The organism is Pseudoxanthobacter sp. (assembly GCF_036822375.1).
Lineage (GTDB): Bacteria > Pseudomonadota > Alphaproteobacteria > Rhizobiales > Segnochrobactraceae > Pseudoxanthobacter.
In genome coordinates this window covers 1-17731 of sequence record NZ_DAISHT010000016.1, presented here as the reverse complement: position 1 = coordinate 17731, position 17731 = coordinate 1, and the positions used below count along the sequence as shown (strand labels likewise).

The following is a 17731-nucleotide window of genomic DNA, read 5'->3' as shown; positions in this document are numbered from 1 at the left end:
GACGGCCGGGCGGCGGCCGCTCAGAGGCGATAGGCCGGGTCGCTCAGGTCGAGCTGGCGGCGGATGCTCTCAAGGTGCAGCCGGGCGCTTTCCGCATCGCCGGCGCGCATCTGGCGCGCGGTGGCCTCGGCCACGTCCGCCGGCACCGGAATCAGCGGCCGGCCGGTGGACATGGCCTTGACCTGCACTTCCGCGGCGCGTTCCAGATAATAGAGGTCGTCGAAGGCCTCGGCGATGGTGCGGCCCAGCACCATCACGCCATGGCTGCGCATGAACACGATATCGGCCGTGCCGATGGCGGCGGCGATGCGCGCGCCCTCGCCGTCGTCGAGGGCAAGGCCGTTATAGGTCTCGTCGACCGCGGTGCGGCCCCAGAATTTCAGGGCCGTCTGCCCGGCCCACACCAGCGGTTCGCCCGCCGTCATGGCCAGTGCGGTAGCATAGGGCATGTGGGTGTGGAAGGCGGCGGCAGCGTGGGGCAGGCGGCGGTGAAGCTGGGCGTGGATATAGAACGCGGTCGCCTCCGGCTGGCCCGCCCCGGCGATGACGTGGCCGTCATAATCGCAGATCAGCAGGCTCGATGCCGTCACTTCGCTGAAGGCACAGCCATAGGGATTGACGAGAAAGAGGTCGCTGTGGCCGGGCACCACGGCGGAGAAATGGTTGCAGATGCCCTCCGCCAGCCCCAGCCGGGCCGCCCAGCGGAAGCTGGCCGCCAGATCGAGGCGGGCGGCCTGAATGGCATCGGTATCGAGCGGCAGGTTGCGCAGCACCGCCGGTGCGGCGGGCGTGAGCGAGAGTTCATGGGCCATGGCAGGCTTTTCCGTCAGCAGAGCAGGCCGACACTATCGGCCGGCCGCTCCGGCTTGTCATCCCCGCGCATCCCGCGTCTTTGTCTTCATCCCGCGCCTTATCCCATGCGTTCGGAGGCATAGGACCCCGGGCTCGGCGGAAACACCACGGTGCGGCTGCCGTTGAGGAAGACGCGGTGGTTGATGTGGGCGTGGATGGCGCGGGCCAGCACCCGGGCTTCCACGTCGCGGCCGATGGAGACATAGTCGGCCGGGTTCTGCGCATGGGTGACGGCGGCCACGTCCTGCTCGATGATCGGGCCTTCGTCGAGGTCGGCCGTGACATAGTGGGCGGTGGCGCCGATCAGCTTCACGCCGCGCTCGAAGGCCTGCTTGTAAGGGTTGGCACCCTTGAAGGAGGGCAGGAACGAGTGGTGGATGTTGATGATCCGCCCCGACATTTCCGCACACAGCCGGTCCGACAGCACCTGCATGTAGCGCGCCAGAACCACGAGTTCGGTGCCGGTGGACTGCACGATCTCCAGCAGCCGGTCCTCCGCCCCCGTCTTGTTCTTCGCGGTGACCGGAATGCAGTGGAACGGAATGTCGTGGTTCACCACCACCTTCTGATAATCGAAATGGTTGGAGACCACGCCCACGATATCGATCGGCAGTGCGCCGATCTTCCAGCGATAGAGCAGGTCGTTCAGGCAATGGCCGAAGCGGGAGACCATGAGCAGCACCTTCACGCGCTCGCGGGCTCCGTAGAAGCGGTAATCGAGCGCCAGCGGCGCGGCGACGGCGGCAAAGCCGTCGCGGATCGTCTCGAAGGCGACGCTCTCTTCCGAATCGAAACCGACGCGCATGAAGAAGCGGCCGTTATCGACATCGTCGAACTGCACGCTGTCGATGATGTTGCAGCCCTGACCGGCCAGATAGCCGGAAATGGCGGCCACGATGCCGCGGCGGGAGGGACAGGTGACGGTGAGAACGAACTGGCTCATCGCGCAGCACCCTGAAAGGCTGGAGGTGGGATGATCTGCATAGAGGCGGGTCGTGGCCGGCGGCGAGGATCCAGCCGACATGGTCTTGTCCCGCCGGTTCCGCCCGGCCCGTCCTGTGCGGCCGCTGCAACGGCCGGCCGCACAGGCGGCGGAGGGATCAGATGTCGAGCGTGGTGTCGTGTTCCCACCGCGTGAACTGGCTGCAGTAGGTCGTCCACTCGTCGTGCTTCAGCCTGATGAAGGCGGCGGCGAAATCCGGCCCGATGGCGGCCTGCAGCTCGCCGTCGGCCTCGAAAGCGCGCAGCGCGTCGAGCAGGTTCAGCGGCAGCTTCGGCGCATCGGCCACGAGGTGGCCGTCGCGATACATGTCGAGATCGGAATGCGGGCCCGGATCGGCGCCGGCGGCCACGCCGTTGAGGCCGGCGGCGATGATCACGGCCTGCAGCAGGTAGGGGTTCGCCGCGCCGTCCGGCAGGCGCAGTTCAAAGCGGCCTGGCCCCGGCACACGCACCATGTGGGTGCGGTTGTTGCCGGTCCACGTGACCGAATTCGGCGCCCAGGTGGCGCCGGAAACCGTGCGCGGGGCATTGATGCGCTTGTAGGAATTGACGGTCGGATTGGTGAGGGCGGCAATGCCGGTGGCATGGTTCATGATGCCGCCGAGGAAGTGCAGCCCCTCGGCCGACAGGCCGAACGGCATCGCCGGATCGGCGAAGGCATTGGCGGTGCCGTCGAGGTTCCACATGGAGATGTGGCAGTGGCAGCCGTTGCCGGTGAGGCTGGCGAACGGCTTCGGCATGAAGGTTGCGCGCAGGCCGTGCTTCTCGGCGATCGACTTGACCATGAACTTGAAGAACGAATGCTTGTCGGCGGTTGCCAGCGCATCGTCGAACTTCCAGTTCATCTCGAACTGGCCGTTGGCGTCTTCGTGGTCGTTCTGGTAGGGCTCCCAGCCGAGTTCCAGCATGCAGTCGCAGATCTCGGCGATCACATCATAGCGGCGCATCAGCGCCTGCTGGTCGTAACAGGGCTTGGCGGCGGTGTCGAAGCCGTCGGAAATGGCCTCGCCTTCCGGTGCGATCAGGAAGAACTCCGGCTCCACGCCGGTGCGCACGCGAAGCCCGGCGGCGGCGGCGCGTTCCACCTGCCGCTTCAGCACCACGCGCGGGGCCTGCTCCACCAGTCGGCCATCCATGGTGCAGTCGGCGGCAACCCATGCCACCTCCTTCTTCCACGGCAGCTGGATGACGGAGGCCGGGTCCGGCACGGCGAGGATGTCGGGGTGGGCGGGCGTCAGGTCCAGCCAGGTGGCGAAGCCGGCAAAGCCGGCGCCTTCCTCCTGCATGGCGGCGATGGCGGCGGCCGGCACCAGCTTGGCGCGCTGGCCGCCGAACAGATCGGTGTAGCTGATCAGGAAATAGCGGATGCCGCGCTCGGCGGCAAAGGCGGCAAGATCGGTTGTCACGGCGCGGTTCCCCTCGGAAATCAGGCGGCGCTGTCGCGATTGCGGATGGAAGGAGTGTGTTTTTTTGATTGGGAGGACCGGCGGCAGCCGCCGCCGGTCCCCGGCCGGCCGGGGGGCTCAGAACCCGCCCTTGCCGGGATACCAGTCGGTGCCGGCCAGCGGCACGCGGGCCATGGCGGCGGCCTCCATCGTCAGGGCCACCAGATCCTCCGGCTCCAGATTGTGCAGGCTGTTGTGGCCGCAGGCACGGGCGATGGTCTGGGCTTCCAGCGTCATCACCTTCAGATAGTTGGCAAGGCGCCGGCCGGCCGCGACCGGATCGAGCCGGGCGGCGAGTTCGGGGTCCTGCGTGGTGATGCCGGCCGGGTCGCGGCCTTCGTGCCAGTCGTCATAGGCGCCGGCCGTGGAGCCGAGGGCCTGATATTCGGCCTCCCACTTCGGGTCGTTGTCGCCGATCGCCACCAGCGCGGCCGTGCCGATGGAAACCGCGTCGGCCCCGAGCGCCATGGCCTTGGCCACGTCGGCGCCGTTGCGGATGCCGCCGGAGACGATAAGCTGCACCTTGCGGTGCATGCCGAGATCCTGCAGCGCCTGAACGGCCGGGCGCACGCAGGCCAGAATCGGCTGGCCGACATGTTCGATGAACACGTCCTGCGTGGCGGCGGTGCCGCCCTGCATGCCGTCCAGCACCACCACGTCGGCCCCGGCCTTCACCGCAAGGGCGGTGTCGTAATAGGGCCGCGAGCCGCCGACCTTGATGTAGACGGGCTTTTCCCAGTCGGTGATTTCGCGCAGTTCGAGGATCTTGATTTCCAGATCGTCGGGGCCGGTCCAGTCGGGATGGCGGCAGGCGGAGCGCTGGTCGATGCCCTTCGGCAGGGTGCGCATTTCGGCCACGCGGTCGGAGATCTTCTGGCCCAGCAGCATGCCGCCGCCGCCGGGCTTGGCGCCCTGACCGACCACCACCTCGATGGCGTCGGCACGGCGCAGATCCTTCGGGTTCATGCCGTAGCGCGAGGGCAGGTACTGATAGACGAGCACGTCGGAATGGCCGCGCTCCTCGTCCGTCATGCCGCCGTCGCCGGTGGTGGTGGAGGTGCCGGCAAGGCTGGCACCGCGCCCCAGCGCCTCCTTGGCCGGCCCCGAAAGCGCGCCGAAGCTCATGCCGGCGATGGTGATCGGGATCTTCAGCCGGATCGGCTTTTTCGCAAACCGCGTGCCGAGGGTGACGGAGGTATCGCAGCGCTCGCGGTAGCCTTCCAGCGGATAGCGCGAGATGGAGGCGCCGAGAAACAGCAGGTCGTCGAAGTGGGGCACCTTGCGCTTGGTGCCGCCGCCGCGGATGTCATAGATGCCGGTGGCCGCCGCGCGGCGGATTTCGGCAAGCGTGGCATCGTCGAAGGTGGCGGAGCGGCGCGGCGGGGTGTGCGGGTTCTGATAGCTCACGGGTCGCATCTCCCCTCAGTAGGCGTCGGCGTTGTCGATGTGGAAGTTGTAGAGCTTGCGGGCCGAGCCGTAGCGGCGGAACTCGGCCGGGTCGGCATCGGCGCCGGCCCGCTGCAGCAGCTCTGCCAGCAGCGCCAGGTGTTCCGGCCGCATCTCCTTTTCGATGCAGTCGGCCCCGAGGCTTTTCACCGCGCCGCGCACGAACAGGCGCGCCTCGTAAAGGCTGTCGCCCAGCGCCTCGCCGGCATCGCCCAGCACGACGAGGTTGCCCGACTGCGCCATGAAGGCCGACATGTGGCCGATGGAGCCGTGCACCACGATGTCGATGCCCTTCATGGAGATGCCGCAGCGCGAGGCGGCATTGCCGCGGATGACGAGCAGGCCGCCGCGGCCGGTCGCCCCGGCATATTGCGAGGCGTCGCCTTCGATCACGACGGTGCCGGCCATCATGTTTTCCGCCACGCCCGGCCCGGCCGAGCCGTGCACGGTTACGGTGCCGCCGTCGTTCATGCCGGCGCAGTAATAGCCGACCGAACCGTGCACGTTGACGGTCACGGGGCTGTCGATGCCCACCGCCACGGCGTGGCTGCCGCGCGGGTTGGTGATTTCAAACACGGTGTCGTTGCTGGCCGGGTCCACGCCGTGCAGGGCGCTGTTCAGCGCGCGCAGCGGCTGGGTGGCAAGGTCGAAATGGGGCATGGGTGCTTGATTCCTCTGCCGGGTGCTGTCGCCTCAGGCCGCCTTGCTGCGGTCCCAGAAATAGACGGTCGCCGGCTCCGGCTCCCACACGCGGGCGCTCTCGATGCCCGGCAGGCCGACGAGGGCACGGTATTCGGAGCCGAACGCCACATAGCGCTCGGTCTCGGCCATCACGGCCGGCTTGCAGGCGATGGGATCGCGCAGCACGCCGAAGCCCGAACGGGTGCCGACGACGAAGGTGTAGAAGCCGTCGAGGTCGTCGAGCGCGCCTTCCAGCGCCGCCCCCAGATCCTTGCCGCGGGCCATTTCGGCGGTGAGATAGGCGGCCGCCACCTCTGAGTCGTTCTCCGTCTCGAAGCCGATGCCGGCGCGCTTCATCTCGCGGCGCAGGTTGTTGTGGTTGGAAAGCGAGCCGTTGTGCACGAGGCACTGGTCCGGCCCGGTGGAGAACGGGTGGGCCCCCAGCGTGGTGACGGCGGATTCGGTCGCCATGCGGGTGTGGCCGATGCCGTGGGTGCCGCCCATGGCGGCGATGCCGAAGCGGGAGACGACGTCCTTCGGCAGGCCGGTTTCCTTGTAGATTTCAACGCTTTCGCCGGCACCCATCACGCGCACCGAAGGCGCGATGCGGGCGAGCGCGGCGCGCACGTCGGCCACGCTCGCCGCCGGCACGGTGATGACCGCATGGGTGTTCTTCACGCTCACGCTCACCGCGCCGCCCGTCACCGGCACCAGTTCGGCTTCGAGGGCGTGGAAATCCGCGGCCGGATCGGGCGACTGCACGGTGATCTTGGCAAGGCCCGGCCGGCTTTCGCCGTAGATGGCGATGCCGGCGGAATCCGGCCCGCGATCGGTCATGGTCACGAGCATGGCGGAGAGCATCGCGCCCAGCTCCGGTTCCAGCGACTTGTCCTTCAGGAACAGTCCGACGATGCCGCACATGTGGCGACCCCCTTTTGGCAGTCCGGTTTGGCAGTCTGGTTGGGTTCTGAGGACGCGGCCCCGCGTCCGCTGCCTATGGGATGCCGCAAATCGGTGCCGGCTTCAAGAGCGGAAGGAAATTAATTTTCGTCAGAAGAATATTCGGACGATCGCAGGGAAACGCGCTCCGTCCCGTGGCCGCGCCGCTCGTCGCCGGGGCTGAGGCCGAAGGCGGCGCGATAGCAGCGGGCGAAATGGCCGGCGCTGGAAAAGCCGGTGGCAAAGGCGATCTCGGCAATGGCCAGCGGGCTTTCGCGCAGCAGCCGGCGGCCGTGGTCGAGGCGCAGCCGGCGGTGCGTGCCCGCCACGCCGGTGCCGAGATGGGCGGCAAACAGCCGGTCGAGCTGGCGCGGGCTGACCCCGGCCAGCCGCGCCAGCCCGGCGCGCGCCAGCGGCGCATCGAGACCGGCTTCCATCTTTTCCAGCACCGCCAGCACGCCGGGGTGGTGCACGCCGTAGCGCTCGCTGAGCGATCCGCGCTGGGGGCCGGCGGCGGCGCCGATCTCGGTGTGCAGGAACCAGTCGGAGACGCGGCGGGCGAAGTCCGGCCCCATGCGGGCGGCGATCAGGGCGTGCATCATGTCCAGCGGGGCGATGCCACCGCCGCAGGTGAGACGGTCGCGGTCGATGACGAAGCGCGCCGGTTCCGGGGCGAGATCGGGAAAGGCCTCGGTCAGGGCGGCGGCGTGTTCCCAGTGGATGGTGAAGCGGCGGCGGTGCAGCAGGCCGGCCGCCGCCAGCAGATAGGGCCCGCCGGAAATGCCGCCGATGCGCACCCCCTCGCTGGCGAGCTGGCGCAGCAGGGCGTGGACGGCCGGCCGGTGCCACTGCGACGGCGCGCCGCCGGCACAGACGAACACGCTGTGGAGCCCGCGCGCCTCGCCGAGCGGGGCCGCCGGCACCGCGGCGGCACCGGAACTCGGCACGCTGCCGCCGCCTTCGGCAAAAGCCGAGACGGCATAGAGCGGCCGGCCGGCGAGAATGTTGGCGGCGCGGAACGGTTCGGCCGCCGAGGCATAGGACATCAGAGCGAAGCCCGGCACCAGCACGAAACCGATGCGCTGAAGCGCGCCGTGCGGCGATGGCGGGGCGGCAACAGGCGGGGGCGGGGGCGCGGGCATGGCGTGAATTTATCGGAAAACGTCTCTTTCCTGCAAGCCGGGCGGGCCCGGTGCCGTGCATCATGAGCGAACCGAAGCTGAGGCAGGGCATTCCATGCGCTATTCCGCGCTCTCGATTGTGCTGAACGGACTGACCGGCAACCGCCGCTGGCAGCCGGCATGGGCCAGTCCGGCCCCGAAGCCGCATTACGATGTCGTCATCGTCGGCGGCGGCGGCCACGGTCTTGCCACCGCTTATTATCTGGCGAAAGAATTCGGCCTCTCCAACGTGGCGGTGCTGGAAAAGAGCTGGATCGGCAGCGGCAACATCGGCCGCAACACCACCATCATCCGCTCCAATTACCTGCTCCCCGGCAACAATCCGTTCTACGAACTCTCGCTGAAGCTGTGGGAAGGGCTGGAGCAGGATTTCAATTTCAACGCGATGGTTTCCCAGCGCGGCATCTACAATCTCTATCATTCCGACGGCCAGCGCGATGCCTACACCCGCCGCGGCAATACCATGCATCTCGACGGTGCCGGGGCGGAGCTGATCGGGCGCGAGGCGCTGCGCGAGCGGCTGCCCTATCTGGATTTCGACAACGCGCGTTTCCCCATCAAGGGCGCGCTCTATCATGCCCGCGGCGGCACGGTGCGCCACGATGCGGTGGCGTGGGGCTATGCGCGCGGCGCTTCGCAGCGCGGCGTCGACATCATTCCCCATTGCGAGGTGACCGGCATCCGCCGGGAGGGCGGCCGGGTCACCGGGGTGGAGACCACGCGCGGCTTTATCGGCGCCGGCAAGGTGGCGCTGGCAACCGCCGGTTCCTCCAGCCTGACGGCGAAGATGGCCGGCCTGACGCTGCCGATGGAAAGCCACGTTCTGCAGGCCTTCGTGACGGAAGGGCTGAAGCCGCTGATCGATACCGTCATCACCTATGGTGCCGGACACTTCTATGTGTCGCAGTCCGACAAGGGCGGGCTGGTGTTCGGCGGCGATATCGACGGCTACAATTCCTATGCCCAGCGCGGCAACCTCGCCACAGTGGAGAACGTGGCCGAGGCCGGCGTGGCCATGATCCCGTCGCTGTCGCGGCTGCGGGTGCTGCGCTCGTGGGGCGGCATCATGGATATGTCGATGGACGGCTCCCCCATCATCGACCGCACCGATCTCGACAATCTCTATCTCAACAGCGGCTGGTGCTACGGCGGCTTCAAGGCAACGCCCGGCTCCGGCTTCTGCTTTGCCCATCTCCTCGCCCGCGGTGCGCCGCATCCGGTGGCGGCGGCCTTCCGGCTCGACCGTTTCCGCCGCGGTTTCCTGATCGACGAGAAGGGTGTGGGCGCGCAGCCCAACCTGCACTGAGTGCGCAACCTGCGCCGGATACGGATGTGAAAGGTCGGGCCCATGGCGAGCCTCATTCACTGCCCCCACTGCGGCGTGCGCCCGCGGGAGGAATTCACCGTGCGCGGCAGCGCCGTCTCCCGCCCGGCCCCGGAGGCCGGCGAGGAGGCGTGGTTCGCCTATGTCTACCTGCGCGACAACCCGCGCGGCGTGCATGACGAGCACTGGCACCACACCGCCGGCTGTCGTCGCTGGCTGGTGGTGACGCGCAACACCGCAACAAACGAAACCCTTGCCGTGCGCGATGCAAGCCTCGCTGCGGCCGTGGAGGTGAAGGCGTGACCGGCTATCGCCTTGAGCGCGGCGGTCTGATCGACCGCTCCCGCACCCTGCATTTCACCTTCGACGGCACGGCGATGACCGGCCACCCCGGCGACACTCTGGCCTCGGCGCTGCTGGCCGGCGGGCGGATGCTGGTGGGCCGCTCGTTCAAATATCACCGGCCGCGCGGGGTCTATACCGATGGCGCCGCGGAGCCGAACGCCCTCGTCACCATCGGCACCGGCGGCCGGCGCACGCCCAACACCCGCGCCACCATGGTGGCGCTGGAAGAAGGGCTTGTCGCGGAAAGCCAGAACCGCTGGCCGAGCCTCGATTTCGATGTCGGCGCGCTGAACGGCCTGCTCGGGCCGTTCCTTTCCGCCGGCTTCTACTACAAGACCTTCATGTGGCCGGCGTCGTTCTGGGAAAAGGTCTATGAGCCGTTCATCCGCCGCGCCGCGGGCCTTGGCCGGGCGGGCGGCGAGGCCGATCCGGATACCTACGAGAAAGCTTGGGCGCACTGCGATCTGCTGGTGGCGGGCGCCGGGCCGGCGGGCCTTGCCGCGGCGCTGACGGCGGCGCGCGCCGGTGCGAACGTCATTGTGATGGACGAGGGCGAGCGGCCCGGCGGTACGCTGCTGAAGAGCCGGGCGACGATCGGCGAAACCCCCGCCCCCGATTTTGCGGCTGCGCTGTGGGCCGAACTCGGCAGCTGCCCCAACGTGCGTCTCTTCCCGCGCACGACCGTGTTCGGCTGGTACGACGACAACGTGTTCGGGGCGCTGGAGCGCGTGGGCGGACGCCGCGAGGGCCAGGGGCCGGCGGCGCCGTTCGAGCGGCTGTGGCGGGTTGCGGCGCGGCGCGCGGTGCTGGCAAGCGGAGCGGAGGAACGGCCGCTGGTGTTTGGCGGCAACGACCGGCCGGGCGTGATGCTGGCCGGGGCGGCCACGGGCTATGCCCTGCGCGAGGGCGTGGCGGTGGGCCGCAAGGTGGCGGTGTTCGCCAGCGGCGATGCCGGGGCGGCTGCGGCGGCCGATCTTGTTGCCGCGGGCGTCAATGTGGTGGCGCTCGTCGATGCCGGCGCCGCGGCACCGGCGGCGGCGCCGGCCGGCGTTGCGGCGCATTTCACCGGGGCGACGGTGACGCACACGTTCGGCGGCCGGGGGCTGGAGGCGATCGGCGTGCGCCACGGCGGCACGACACGGCGCATCGAGGCCGATGCGCTGGCGGTGAGCGGCGGCTTCAGCCCGCGCATCCATCTGGCCTGTCAGCGCGGCGGGCGGCCGGTGTGGAACGAGGGCCTCGGCGCCTTTGTGGCCCCGGCCGGCCTCCGCGGCCTGCAGCCGGCCGGCGCGGCCGCCGGCCTCGGCGGTCTCGGCGCCTGCCTTGAAAGCGGGGCGGCCGCGGCCATCGCCGCCCTTGCCGATCTCGGTCTGACGGCCCGTCCGGTTGCCTTCGGGGCCATCGGCGGGGCGCCGGAAATCCGCCCCGCGGCGCCGCTGTGGCGGGTGAACGGCAGCAAGGGCAAGGCCTTCGTCGATTTCCAGAACGACGTGCATACCGGCGACCTCGCTCTTGCGGTGCGCGAGGGCTATGGCCACGTCGAACACGCCAAGCGCTACACCACCAACGGCATGGCGACCGATCAGGGCAAGCTCTCCAACATCAACGCCATCGGCCTTCTGGCGGAGGCGCGCGGGGTGAGCCCGGCGGAAATCGGCACCACCACCTTCCGCCCGTTCTACACGCCCGTTTCCTTCGGTGCGCTGGCCGGTCCGGCCCGCGGCGCGGCTTTCCGCCCGGTGCGGCGCTCGCCGCTGCACGGCTGGGCGGAAAAGCTCGGCGCGGTGTTCGTGGAAACCGGGCCGTGGTACCGGCCGGCCTATTTTCCCCGGGCCGGCGAGACGCAGTGGCGGCAGAGCGTGGACCGCGAGGTGCGGGCCGTGCGCGCCGCCGCCGGCCTGTGCGATGTCTCCACCCTCGGCAAGATCGAGGTGTTCGGCCGCGACGCGGCGGAATTCCTCAACCGCGTCTATTGCAACGGCTTTGCCCGGCTGCCGGTGGGCCGCGCGCGCTATGGCATCATGCTGCGCGAGGATGGCCATATCTATGACGACGGCACCACCAGCCGGCTGGCGGAAGACCATTTCTTCATGACCACCACCACCGCGCAGGCGGCCGGCGTGCTGACGCATCTGGAATTCTGCGCGCAGGTGCTGTGGCCGGACCTCGACGTGCGCCTCGTCAGCGCCACCGACCAGTGGGCGCAGATGGCGATCGCCGGGCCGAAATCGCGCCGCATCCTGTCGGAGGTCGTCGACGACGACATTTCCGATGCGGCCATGCCCTATCTCGCCGCACGCACGGTGACGCTGTTCGGCGGCCGGCTGGAAGGGCGGCTGTTCCGGATCTCGTTCTCCGGCGAACGGGCGTTCGAGCTTGCGGTGCCGGCCGGCTATGGCGAGGCGGTGGCCGATGCGCTGATGCTGGCGGGGGCCGCCCATGGCATCGTGGCTTATGGCAGCGAGGCGCTTGGCGTGCTGCGCATCGAGAAGGGGCACGTCACCCACGCCGAAATCAGCGGCCGGGTGACCGCCGACGACCTCGGCCTCGGCCGTATGGTTTCCGCCACCAAGCCGGATTTCATCGGCCGGGCGATGCTGGACCGCGAAGGCCTGAAGGCCCCGGACCGCGCCGTTCTGGTGGGCCTGCGGCCGGTGGACGTGGCGGCGAGCTTCCGCACCGGCGCCCTGGTGCTGCCGCGGGGGGCGGAGGCAAACCGCGACAACGACCTCGGCTATGTCACCTCCGGCTGCTTCTCGCCCCATGTCGGTTCGCACATCGGCCTTGCGCTGGTGAAGGGCGGGCGCGCGCGCTGCGGCGAGGAGGTGGTGGTGTGGAACGGGCTTGAAGGCACCGCGGTGCCGGCGATCATCACCCATCCCGTGTTCGTGGACGTGAACAACGAGAAGCTCCATGGCTGATCCTGCTGCCACCGCTGCCGCCGCCGCCACGGTCGGTGCCCTGCTGTGCCGCCCGGCCCTCGACCGGCCGCCGGTGGAGCGCGACGGCATCGTGCATCTGCGGGCGCTGCCGCAGGGCCACGTCCTGCTTGCACTCGTTGCCGTTACCCCGGATGCCGGTCCGGCCGCGCCGCCCGCCGTTGTCGCACTCGGCGACGGCAGCCCCCACGCGGTGCGCCGCCTCGGGCCCGGCCAGTGGCTGGTGGTGGGCCCGGATGCCCTGCCGGCCGCCGACGTGCGGCACAAGGCGCAGAGCGTGGCCGGCATTGCCGCGCTCAGCGACCAGAGCCATGGCCGTGTGCCGCTGGCGGTGGAAGGCCCGCGGGCCGCCGATGTGCTGAATCGCGGCGCCGGGCTGGACCTTTCGGAGGCGGCCTTCCCGGTCGGACAGTCGGAGCAGACGCTGTTCGGCGGCATCGGCCTGCACATCACCCGCACGGCGCCGCAGCGCTTCGAGCTTCTGGTGCTGCGCTCCTATGCCGGCAGTCTCTGGGATGAACTCGCCGCCGTTGCCGCGGTGGTGTGACGAACGGAGGATAACCCGGCGCCGGCCACGAGATTGCCGATCTTCTCGGCCACCAGCACGGACGGAGCCGGCGAGCGGGAAAAGCCGGCGCGGCCTGTGGCACGGGGAGCGGACGGCAATGCGGACACGGGGCTTGCACCTTCTGGCAGCGGCGATGATGGCGCTGGCGATGACGGCCCCCGGGCCGGTCGCGGCCGCGTCCGAGAATGCCGGCCTCAACCAGCCGAGCCCGGTCGTGCCGTTCGTTTCCACGGCTGTCGCCACCTTCGACACGCCGTGGGCCATCGCCTTTCTGCCCGATGGCTGCATGCTGGTGACGGAGAAGGGCGGCGCGCTCTATCGCGTCAGCCAGAAGGGCGCGCGCGAGAAGGTCTCCGGCGTGCCGCCGGTCTCCTATGACGGCCAGAACGGCCTGCTCGACGTGGCCATCGCGCCGACATTTGCGGCCGACCGCACCGTCTATCTCACCTATGTGGCGCCTTCGCCGGGCGGCGGCACGCTGGCGCTGATGAAGGCGCGCCTCGACGAGACGCCGCGCGGGCCGGCGCTGGCCGATGCGACGGTGATCTGGCGCCAGACGCCGGAGGGCGGGCGCGGCCAGCCCGGCGGCATCATCGCCTTTTCGCCCGACGGGCGGCACCTGTTCCTGACTGTCGGCGACCGCATGGTGCCGCAGAGCGCGCAGGACCCCGATCAGGCGCGCGGCAAGGTGCTGCGCCTCAACCCCGATGGCACCACCCCGGCGGATAATCCGTGGGCCGCGGCCGGGGGCGTGCGCGGCCAGACCTGGACCACCGGGCACCGCAACCCCTACGGGCTCGCCTTTGCCCCCAACGGCCAGCTCTGGCTGCACGAGATGGGGCCGATGGGCGGCGACGAGTTCAACCTTATTCTGTCGGGCCGCAATTATGGCTGGCCGCTGGTCTCGAACGGCGACAACTACAACGGAACGCCGATTCCCCGCCATGCGACGCGGCCGGAGTTCATGGCGCCGGCCGTTTACTGGACGCCGGTCATCGCCCCGGCCGGGCTGGCGTTCTATCAGGGCACGCTGTTCCCGCAGTGGCGCGGCTCCGCGCTCATCGGCGGGCTGCGCTCCACGGCGCTGGTGCGCGTGGCCTTCGACCGGGCGGGTAATCCGCACGAGGTGGAGCGCTGGGACATGGGCGAGCGCATCCGCGATGTCGCGGTGGGGCCCGACGGGGCCGTCTGGCTGATCGAGGACAGCCCCGAAGGCCGGCTGCTGCGGCTGACGCCGGCCACGCGCTGAGCGGCATCCGGGCGGCTCCGCTGCCGGGGCGGTCTGCCCCGGCCTATGCCGGCCGGCGGCGCCAGACCACGACGCGGGAGGTCATGTCCTGCACGACCTCGCCGTTCTGGTTGAGCGTCAGGCTGCGCACCGTGGCAAGGCCGCGCTCGGGGTGCGAGCGCGAGGGCGCGACGGTCATCACCTCGCATTCCACATGCAGCACGTCGCCCGGCCGGGTCGGGCGGGGCCAGCGGATATCCGCGCCGGCACCGATCAGCCCGCCGGCCAGCGGCAGCCCGCCATCCACCATCAGACGCATCGTGATGGCGGCGGTGTGCCATCCGCTGGCAGCCAGCCCGCCGAACAGCGTGTCGCGCGCCGCCTCTGCATCGAGATGGAAGGGCTGCGGGTCGAACGCTGCGGCGAAGGCGCGGATCTGGCCGGCATCGAGGGCGTGCGAGCCGCTGACGAAGCGCTGGCCCGGCTGCAGGTCGCCGAGCCAGAGGGCCGGTTCATTTTCCGCAGCCGGCGGGTCGGAAACCGGGGCGGACTTGCAATCCATCGCCATGCTCGCTCCTGCGGCCGGATTGTGGCACAACAAAAAAATGTGACGGGCCAACCGCGCAATTTCTGCCGGACCGAGAGTCCTCGACAGGGTTGTCTTCTGTATAAGCTGCCTTTCAGGGGTGGTGAAGAGGGGCTCCCCCCAACGGACACGCGGACCTGCCAGGCGGCAGACAGTTTAAACAGGAACCGGCCGGGATCATGATTCGGCGTTTCAGCCGGTTCCTCCGATTGGCGCTGCCATCGCTGCTGGCCCCGCGGGCGTTTGCGGCGATCGGTGCGCTGCTGTCGTTCGTCGTCACGGCGGGCGTGCTCTATGTCGTCGCGCTGGATGACTGGGCCAACCAGTCGGGCCACATCGACAGCGTGGCGCGGTTCTACGAAACCGCCCATCTCGACGGCGATCTGGTCGACGAGGTCACGCTGCACCGACCGACGAGCTTTCTCGTCATCACTGCGACCACGCTGGCGCTGAACGGGGCCAACCGGGCGGAAATGTGCGTGCAGCGGCTTTCCGCGCCCGACGGCCCGCTTGGAGAGGGGGCGCGTCTGGAGATGACGCAGCGCGCCATCAACCGGGCCTGCTATCAGAAAGTGCTGACCATCGGCCGTTTCGGCGGCAGCCAGTCGCTGGTCGCGCTGTCGCCGGTGATCGCCGAACGGGACCACGCGCTGGCCGGCATCCGGGTTCTGGTGGTGCGCCCGACCGACCGGCCGACGATTGCCGGCGCTCTGACGGATTATCGCGCGCTGTGGCTGCTGGGGGTTGTCACGGTGGCCTCGGGCCTTGTGGGGCTGCTGCTGGGCCTTGCGCTGCGCGGCGTGCTGAATTCGCTGCGCGAGAACATTGCCGTCGATCCGCTGACCGGATGCCTGCGGCGGGATGCCTTCATGGCGGCGGCCGGCAATCTGGTGCGCGCCAGCCATGCCGCCGGCTGGACCGGGGCCGTGCTGGTGTTCAATGTCGACGGCCTTGAGGACATCAACGAACACCACGGCCAGCTGGCCGGCGATCTGGCGCTGCGGCTGACGGCGCGGGCGCTTCACGCCGCCCTTCGGCGCGGCGATCTGCTGGGGCGGATCGGCGGCGACGAGTTCGCCGTGGTGCTGCCGGATACCCGCGAGGACGTGGCGCGCACCTTTGCCGAGCGGGTGCGGGCGGCCGTGGCGCGGTCGCGCGCACACATGCGCCGCGAGGAGCAGGTCGCCCTGTCCGTCTCGGTTGCGGTGATCGTTCCGGACGTGGACGAGACCGCCGATGGCGCGATCGCGCGGGGGCGCCGGGCGCTCCATCAGGCCCGCCCCAGCAACAACATCGTGCTGCCCTGAGCGGGCTGCCGGGCGCACCGGCGACTTGACCGCGGCGCGCGATGCGCGGCACCTTCCGCCCCGTCGCGCGGGGCTGCCCGCGCGACGCGAACCGGAGAGCCGCGACAATGACGGTCACGATCTATCACAATCCCGCCTGCAGCACCTCGCGCAAGGTGCTGGGCCTCATCCGCGACGCGGGCATTGAACCGCAGGTCGTCGAATATCTGAAGACGCCGCCCGATGCGGCCGCGCTGCGCGCGCTGATCGCGCGTATGGGCGTTCCGGTGCGGGCCGTGCTGCGCGAAAAGGGCACGCCTTATGCGGAGCTCGGCCTCGGCGACCCCGCGCTGGACGACGAGGCGCTGATTGCGGCCATCGCCGCCCATCCCGTGCTGCTCAACCGGCCGATCGTGGTGAGCGACAGGGGCGCGCGGCTCTGCCGACCGGTCGAAAGCGTGCTGGACCTGCTGCCGGCGGCGTGATCGCGGCTGCCGGCCGGTTGCTGTGCTGCAATATGCTGCGCTGCAATTTCGTTCCGCTTTGCACGGTTACCGGGCAACGGCCATCCTTGTTTGCAAGCGATTCGCGGCCTATTCAGAAAGGGCTCGCCCGGACCGGGCGGGTGATGATCTCAGGGCGGGGTGCAATTCCCCACCGGCGGTATGGAACGGCCATCCGGCCTGTTCCGAGCCCGCGAGCGCCTCCGCAAAAGGGAGGGTCAGCAGATCCGGTGAGAAGCCGGAGCCGACGGTAACAGTCCGGATGAAAGAGATCGGCCGGCAGAAGCGGGCATGCCCGTCTTCTGCGTGTCCGTGTGTGCCCTGATTCATGTGGTCTTTGGTTCGCCTTCGGGCGAGATGAAGGATACCGACGTGAATCACGTTTCCTCCCCCCGCAGTTCCGCGTCCCGCATCGCGTTCATTCAGGCCGGCTGGCATGCAGACATCGTGGGCCGGGCGCGCGAGTCGTTCCTGGCGGCGCTGGCCGAAGGCGGGTTCGATCCGGCGCTGGTCGATGTGTTCGACGTGCCGGGCGCCTTCGAGATTCCGCTGCGGGCCAAGCGGCTGGCCCTCGGCGGGCGCTATCGCGCCATCGTCGCCGCCGGGCTGGTGGTGGATGGCGGCATCTATCGCCACGATTTCGTGGCAACCGCGGTTATCAACGGGCTGATGCAGGTGCAGCTTGAAACCGACGTGCCGGTGCTGTCGGTGGTGCTGACGCCGCATCATTATCACGACCATGCCGTGCACCAGACCTTCTTTGCCGAGCACTTCGTGGTGAAGGGCCGCGAGGCCGCGGCGGCGGCGCTGGCGGTGATCGAGCCGGCTCACGCCGCTGCCTGAACGGGCGTGTCCTGAACGGGTGCGTTCTGCCGCATGGCCGCTGCGGCGCCGGTTTCGTCAGAAAAAAGGCCTCGCGGGGGAACCCCCGCGAGGCCTCCTGCATCTGTGGTGATGCGGGTGGCGATGCAAGCCCGGCGTCAGCCGTTGGCGATATACTGACCACCGTTGATGGTCATCACGGCGCCGGTGATGAAGGCGGCGGCGTCGGAGGCCAGATAGGTCACGAGGCCGGCGATTTCTTCCGGCTTGCCGAGGCGGCCGAGCGGAATGGTGGCGATGATCGACTCGAGGATCTTCGGCGGCACCGCGCGCACCATCTCGGTGTCGACGTAGCCCGGGCAGATGGCGTTGACGGTGATGCCCTTACGGGCATTTTCCTGCGCGACCGCCTTGGTGAAGCCGATGATGCCCGCCTTGGCGGCCGAGTAGTTGGCCTGACCGGCCTGACCCTTCTGGCCGTTGATGGAGGAGATGGAGATGATGCGGCCGAAGTTGCGCTCGCGCATGCCCTCGATGACCGGGCGGGTCATGGTGAACATGGAATCGAGGTTGGTGCGGATCAC

At 69.5% G+C, this 17731-nt stretch carries 16 protein-coding genes, 1 pseudogene and 1 riboswitch; of the genes and pseudogenes, 8 read left to right on the top strand and 9 right to left on the bottom strand.

Going from position 1 to position 17731, the window contains the following annotated elements; all coding sequences use genetic code 11:
- Positions 1-20 precede the first annotated feature (20 nt).
- The 7 genes from V7067_RS03355 to V7067_RS03325 form a co-directional block, all read right to left on the bottom strand.
- Positions 21-812, bottom strand: coding sequence for an aldolase (locus V7067_RS03355; protein ID WP_334174460.1), 792 nt, complete (start codon positions 810-812; stop codon positions 21-23).
- Between the two features lie 98 nt (positions 813-910).
- On the bottom strand, positions 911-1795 hold the full coding sequence (gene purU, locus V7067_RS03350) for a formyltetrahydrofolate deformylase (RefSeq protein WP_334174459.1): 885 nt from the start codon (positions 1793-1795) through the stop codon (positions 911-913).
- 157 nt (positions 1796-1952) lie between these two features.
- On the bottom strand, positions 1953-3260 hold the full coding sequence (gene glnT, locus V7067_RS03345; RefSeq protein WP_334174458.1) for a type III glutamate--ammonia ligase: 1308 nt from the start codon (positions 3258-3260) through the stop codon (positions 1953-1955).
- A 117-nt stretch (positions 3261-3377) separates the two neighbouring features.
- A complete protein-coding gene (locus V7067_RS03340) occupies positions 3378-4706 on the bottom strand; it encodes an FMN-binding glutamate synthase family protein (protein WP_334174457.1) in 1329 nt (442 codons plus the stop codon).
- A gap of 15 nt (positions 4707-4721) precedes the next feature.
- The gene (locus V7067_RS03335) at positions 4722-5405 is read right to left on the bottom strand and encodes a GXGXG domain-containing protein (protein ID WP_334174456.1); all 684 of its coding nucleotides are present in this window, start codon (positions 5403-5405) and stop codon (positions 4722-4724) included.
- Between the two features lie 33 nt (positions 5406-5438).
- The gene (locus V7067_RS03330; RefSeq protein WP_334174455.1) at positions 5439-6347 is read right to left on the bottom strand and encodes a glutamine amidotransferase family protein; all 909 of its coding nucleotides are present in this window, start codon (positions 6345-6347) and stop codon (positions 5439-5441) included.
- A gap of 119 nt (positions 6348-6466) precedes the next feature.
- Complete coding sequence (locus V7067_RS03325; RefSeq protein WP_334174454.1) at positions 6467-7507, bottom strand: GlxA family transcriptional regulator; 1041 nt, start codon at positions 7505-7507, stop codon at positions 6467-6469.
- Between the two features lie 94 nt (positions 7508-7601).
- Between V7067_RS03325 and V7067_RS03320 the strand changes: the two genes are divergently transcribed.
- The 5 genes from V7067_RS03320 (at position 7602) to V7067_RS03300 (ending at position 13971) form a co-directional block, all read left to right on the top strand.
- Positions 7602-8852 (top strand): sarcosine oxidase subunit beta family protein, encoded by a 1251-nt coding sequence (locus V7067_RS03320; RefSeq protein WP_334174453.1) that lies wholly within the window; start codon positions 7602-7604, stop codon positions 8850-8852.
- A gap of 42 nt (positions 8853-8894) precedes the next feature.
- Positions 8895-9173 carry a sarcosine oxidase subunit delta gene (locus V7067_RS03315; protein WP_334174452.1) on the top strand — a complete coding sequence of 93 codons (279 nt, stop codon included), beginning with the start codon at positions 8895-8897 and terminating at the stop codon, positions 9171-9173.
- Positions 9170-12136, top strand: coding sequence for a sarcosine oxidase subunit alpha family protein (locus tag V7067_RS03310; RefSeq protein ID WP_334174451.1), 2967 nt, complete (start codon positions 9170-9172; stop codon positions 12134-12136). The genes V7067_RS03315 and V7067_RS03310 overlap by 4 nt, the downstream gene beginning before the upstream one ends.
- Positions 12129-12701, top strand: a complete 573-nt coding sequence (locus tag V7067_RS03305; RefSeq protein ID WP_334174450.1) for a sarcosine oxidase subunit gamma family protein — start codon at positions 12129-12131, stop codon at positions 12699-12701. The genes V7067_RS03310 and V7067_RS03305 overlap by 8 nt, the downstream gene beginning before the upstream one ends.
- Before the next feature lie 169 nt (positions 12702-12870).
- A complete protein-coding gene (locus V7067_RS03300) occupies positions 12871-13971 on the top strand; it encodes a PQQ-dependent sugar dehydrogenase (RefSeq protein ID WP_334174476.1) in 1101 nt (366 codons plus the stop codon).
- A 43-nt stretch (positions 13972-14014) separates the two neighbouring features.
- On the opposite strand, the gene V7067_RS03295 is transcribed toward V7067_RS03300, so the two are convergent.
- Entirely contained in the window at positions 14015-14512 is a 498-nt protein-coding gene (locus V7067_RS03295) for a MaoC family dehydratase (RefSeq protein WP_334174475.1), read from the bottom strand.
- A gap of 203 nt (positions 14513-14715) precedes the next feature.
- Between V7067_RS03295 and V7067_RS03290 the strand changes: the two genes are divergently transcribed.
- From V7067_RS03290 to V7067_RS03280, 3 genes and pseudogenes are all read left to right on the top strand, one after another.
- Entirely contained in the window at positions 14716-15843 is a 1128-nt protein-coding gene (locus tag V7067_RS03290; protein WP_334174449.1) for a GGDEF domain-containing protein, read from the top strand.
- Between the two features lie 107 nt (positions 15844-15950).
- A pseudogene (gene arsC, locus V7067_RS03285) lies at positions 15951-16298 on the top strand (arsenate reductase (glutaredoxin)); the annotation flags it as partial.
- A gap of 150 nt (positions 16299-16448) precedes the next feature.
- Positions 16449-16603, top strand: a riboswitch (FMN riboswitch).
- A gap of 94 nt (positions 16604-16697) precedes the next feature.
- Entirely contained in the window at positions 16698-17168 is a 471-nt protein-coding gene (locus tag V7067_RS03280; RefSeq protein ID WP_334174448.1) for a 6,7-dimethyl-8-ribityllumazine synthase, read from the top strand.
- A 137-nt stretch (positions 17169-17305) separates the two neighbouring features.
- On the opposite strand, the gene V7067_RS03275 is transcribed toward V7067_RS03280, so the two are convergent.
- Positions 17306-17731 (bottom strand): SDR family oxidoreductase (locus V7067_RS03275; RefSeq protein WP_334174447.1); only part of this gene is annotated, 426 nt, incomplete at its 5' end.

Excerpts from the sequence above, each read along its gene's own strand:
- V7067_RS03355 (WP_334174460.1), bottom strand. The coding sequence starts at position 812 with ATGGCCCATGAACTCTCGCTCACGCCCGCCGCACCGGCGGTGCTGCGC.
- purU (WP_334174459.1), bottom strand. The coding sequence starts at position 1,795 with ATGAGCCAGTTCGTTCTCACCGTCACCTGTCCCTCCCGCCGCGGCATC.
- V7067_RS03335 (WP_334174456.1), bottom strand. The coding sequence starts at position 5,405 with ATGCCCCATTTCGACCTTGCCACCCAGCCGCTGCGCGCGCTGAACAGC.
- V7067_RS03330 (WP_334174455.1), bottom strand. The coding sequence starts at position 6,347 with ATGTGCGGCATCGTCGGACTGTTCCTGAAGGACAAGTCGCTGGAACCG.
- V7067_RS03325 (WP_334174454.1), bottom strand. The coding sequence starts at position 7,507 with ATGCCCGCGCCCCCGCCCCCGCCTGTTGCCGCCCCGCCATCGCCGCAC.
- V7067_RS03320 (WP_334174453.1), top strand. The coding sequence starts at position 7,602 with ATGCGCTATTCCGCGCTCTCGATTGTGCTGAACGGACTGACCGGCAAC.
- V7067_RS03315 (WP_334174452.1), top strand. The coding sequence starts at position 8,895 with ATGGCGAGCCTCATTCACTGCCCCCACTGCGGCGTGCGCCCGCGGGAG.
- V7067_RS03305 (WP_334174450.1), top strand. The coding sequence starts at position 12,129 with ATGGCTGATCCTGCTGCCACCGCTGCCGCCGCCGCCACGGTCGGTGCC.
- V7067_RS03300 (WP_334174476.1), top strand. The coding sequence starts at position 12,871 with ATGACGGCCCCCGGGCCGGTCGCGGCCGCGTCCGAGAATGCCGGCCTC.
- V7067_RS03295 (WP_334174475.1), bottom strand. The coding sequence starts at position 14,512 with ATGGATTGCAAGTCCGCCCCGGTTTCCGACCCGCCGGCTGCGGAAAAT.
- V7067_RS03290 (WP_334174449.1), top strand. The coding sequence starts at position 14,716 with ATGATTCGGCGTTTCAGCCGGTTCCTCCGATTGGCGCTGCCATCGCTG.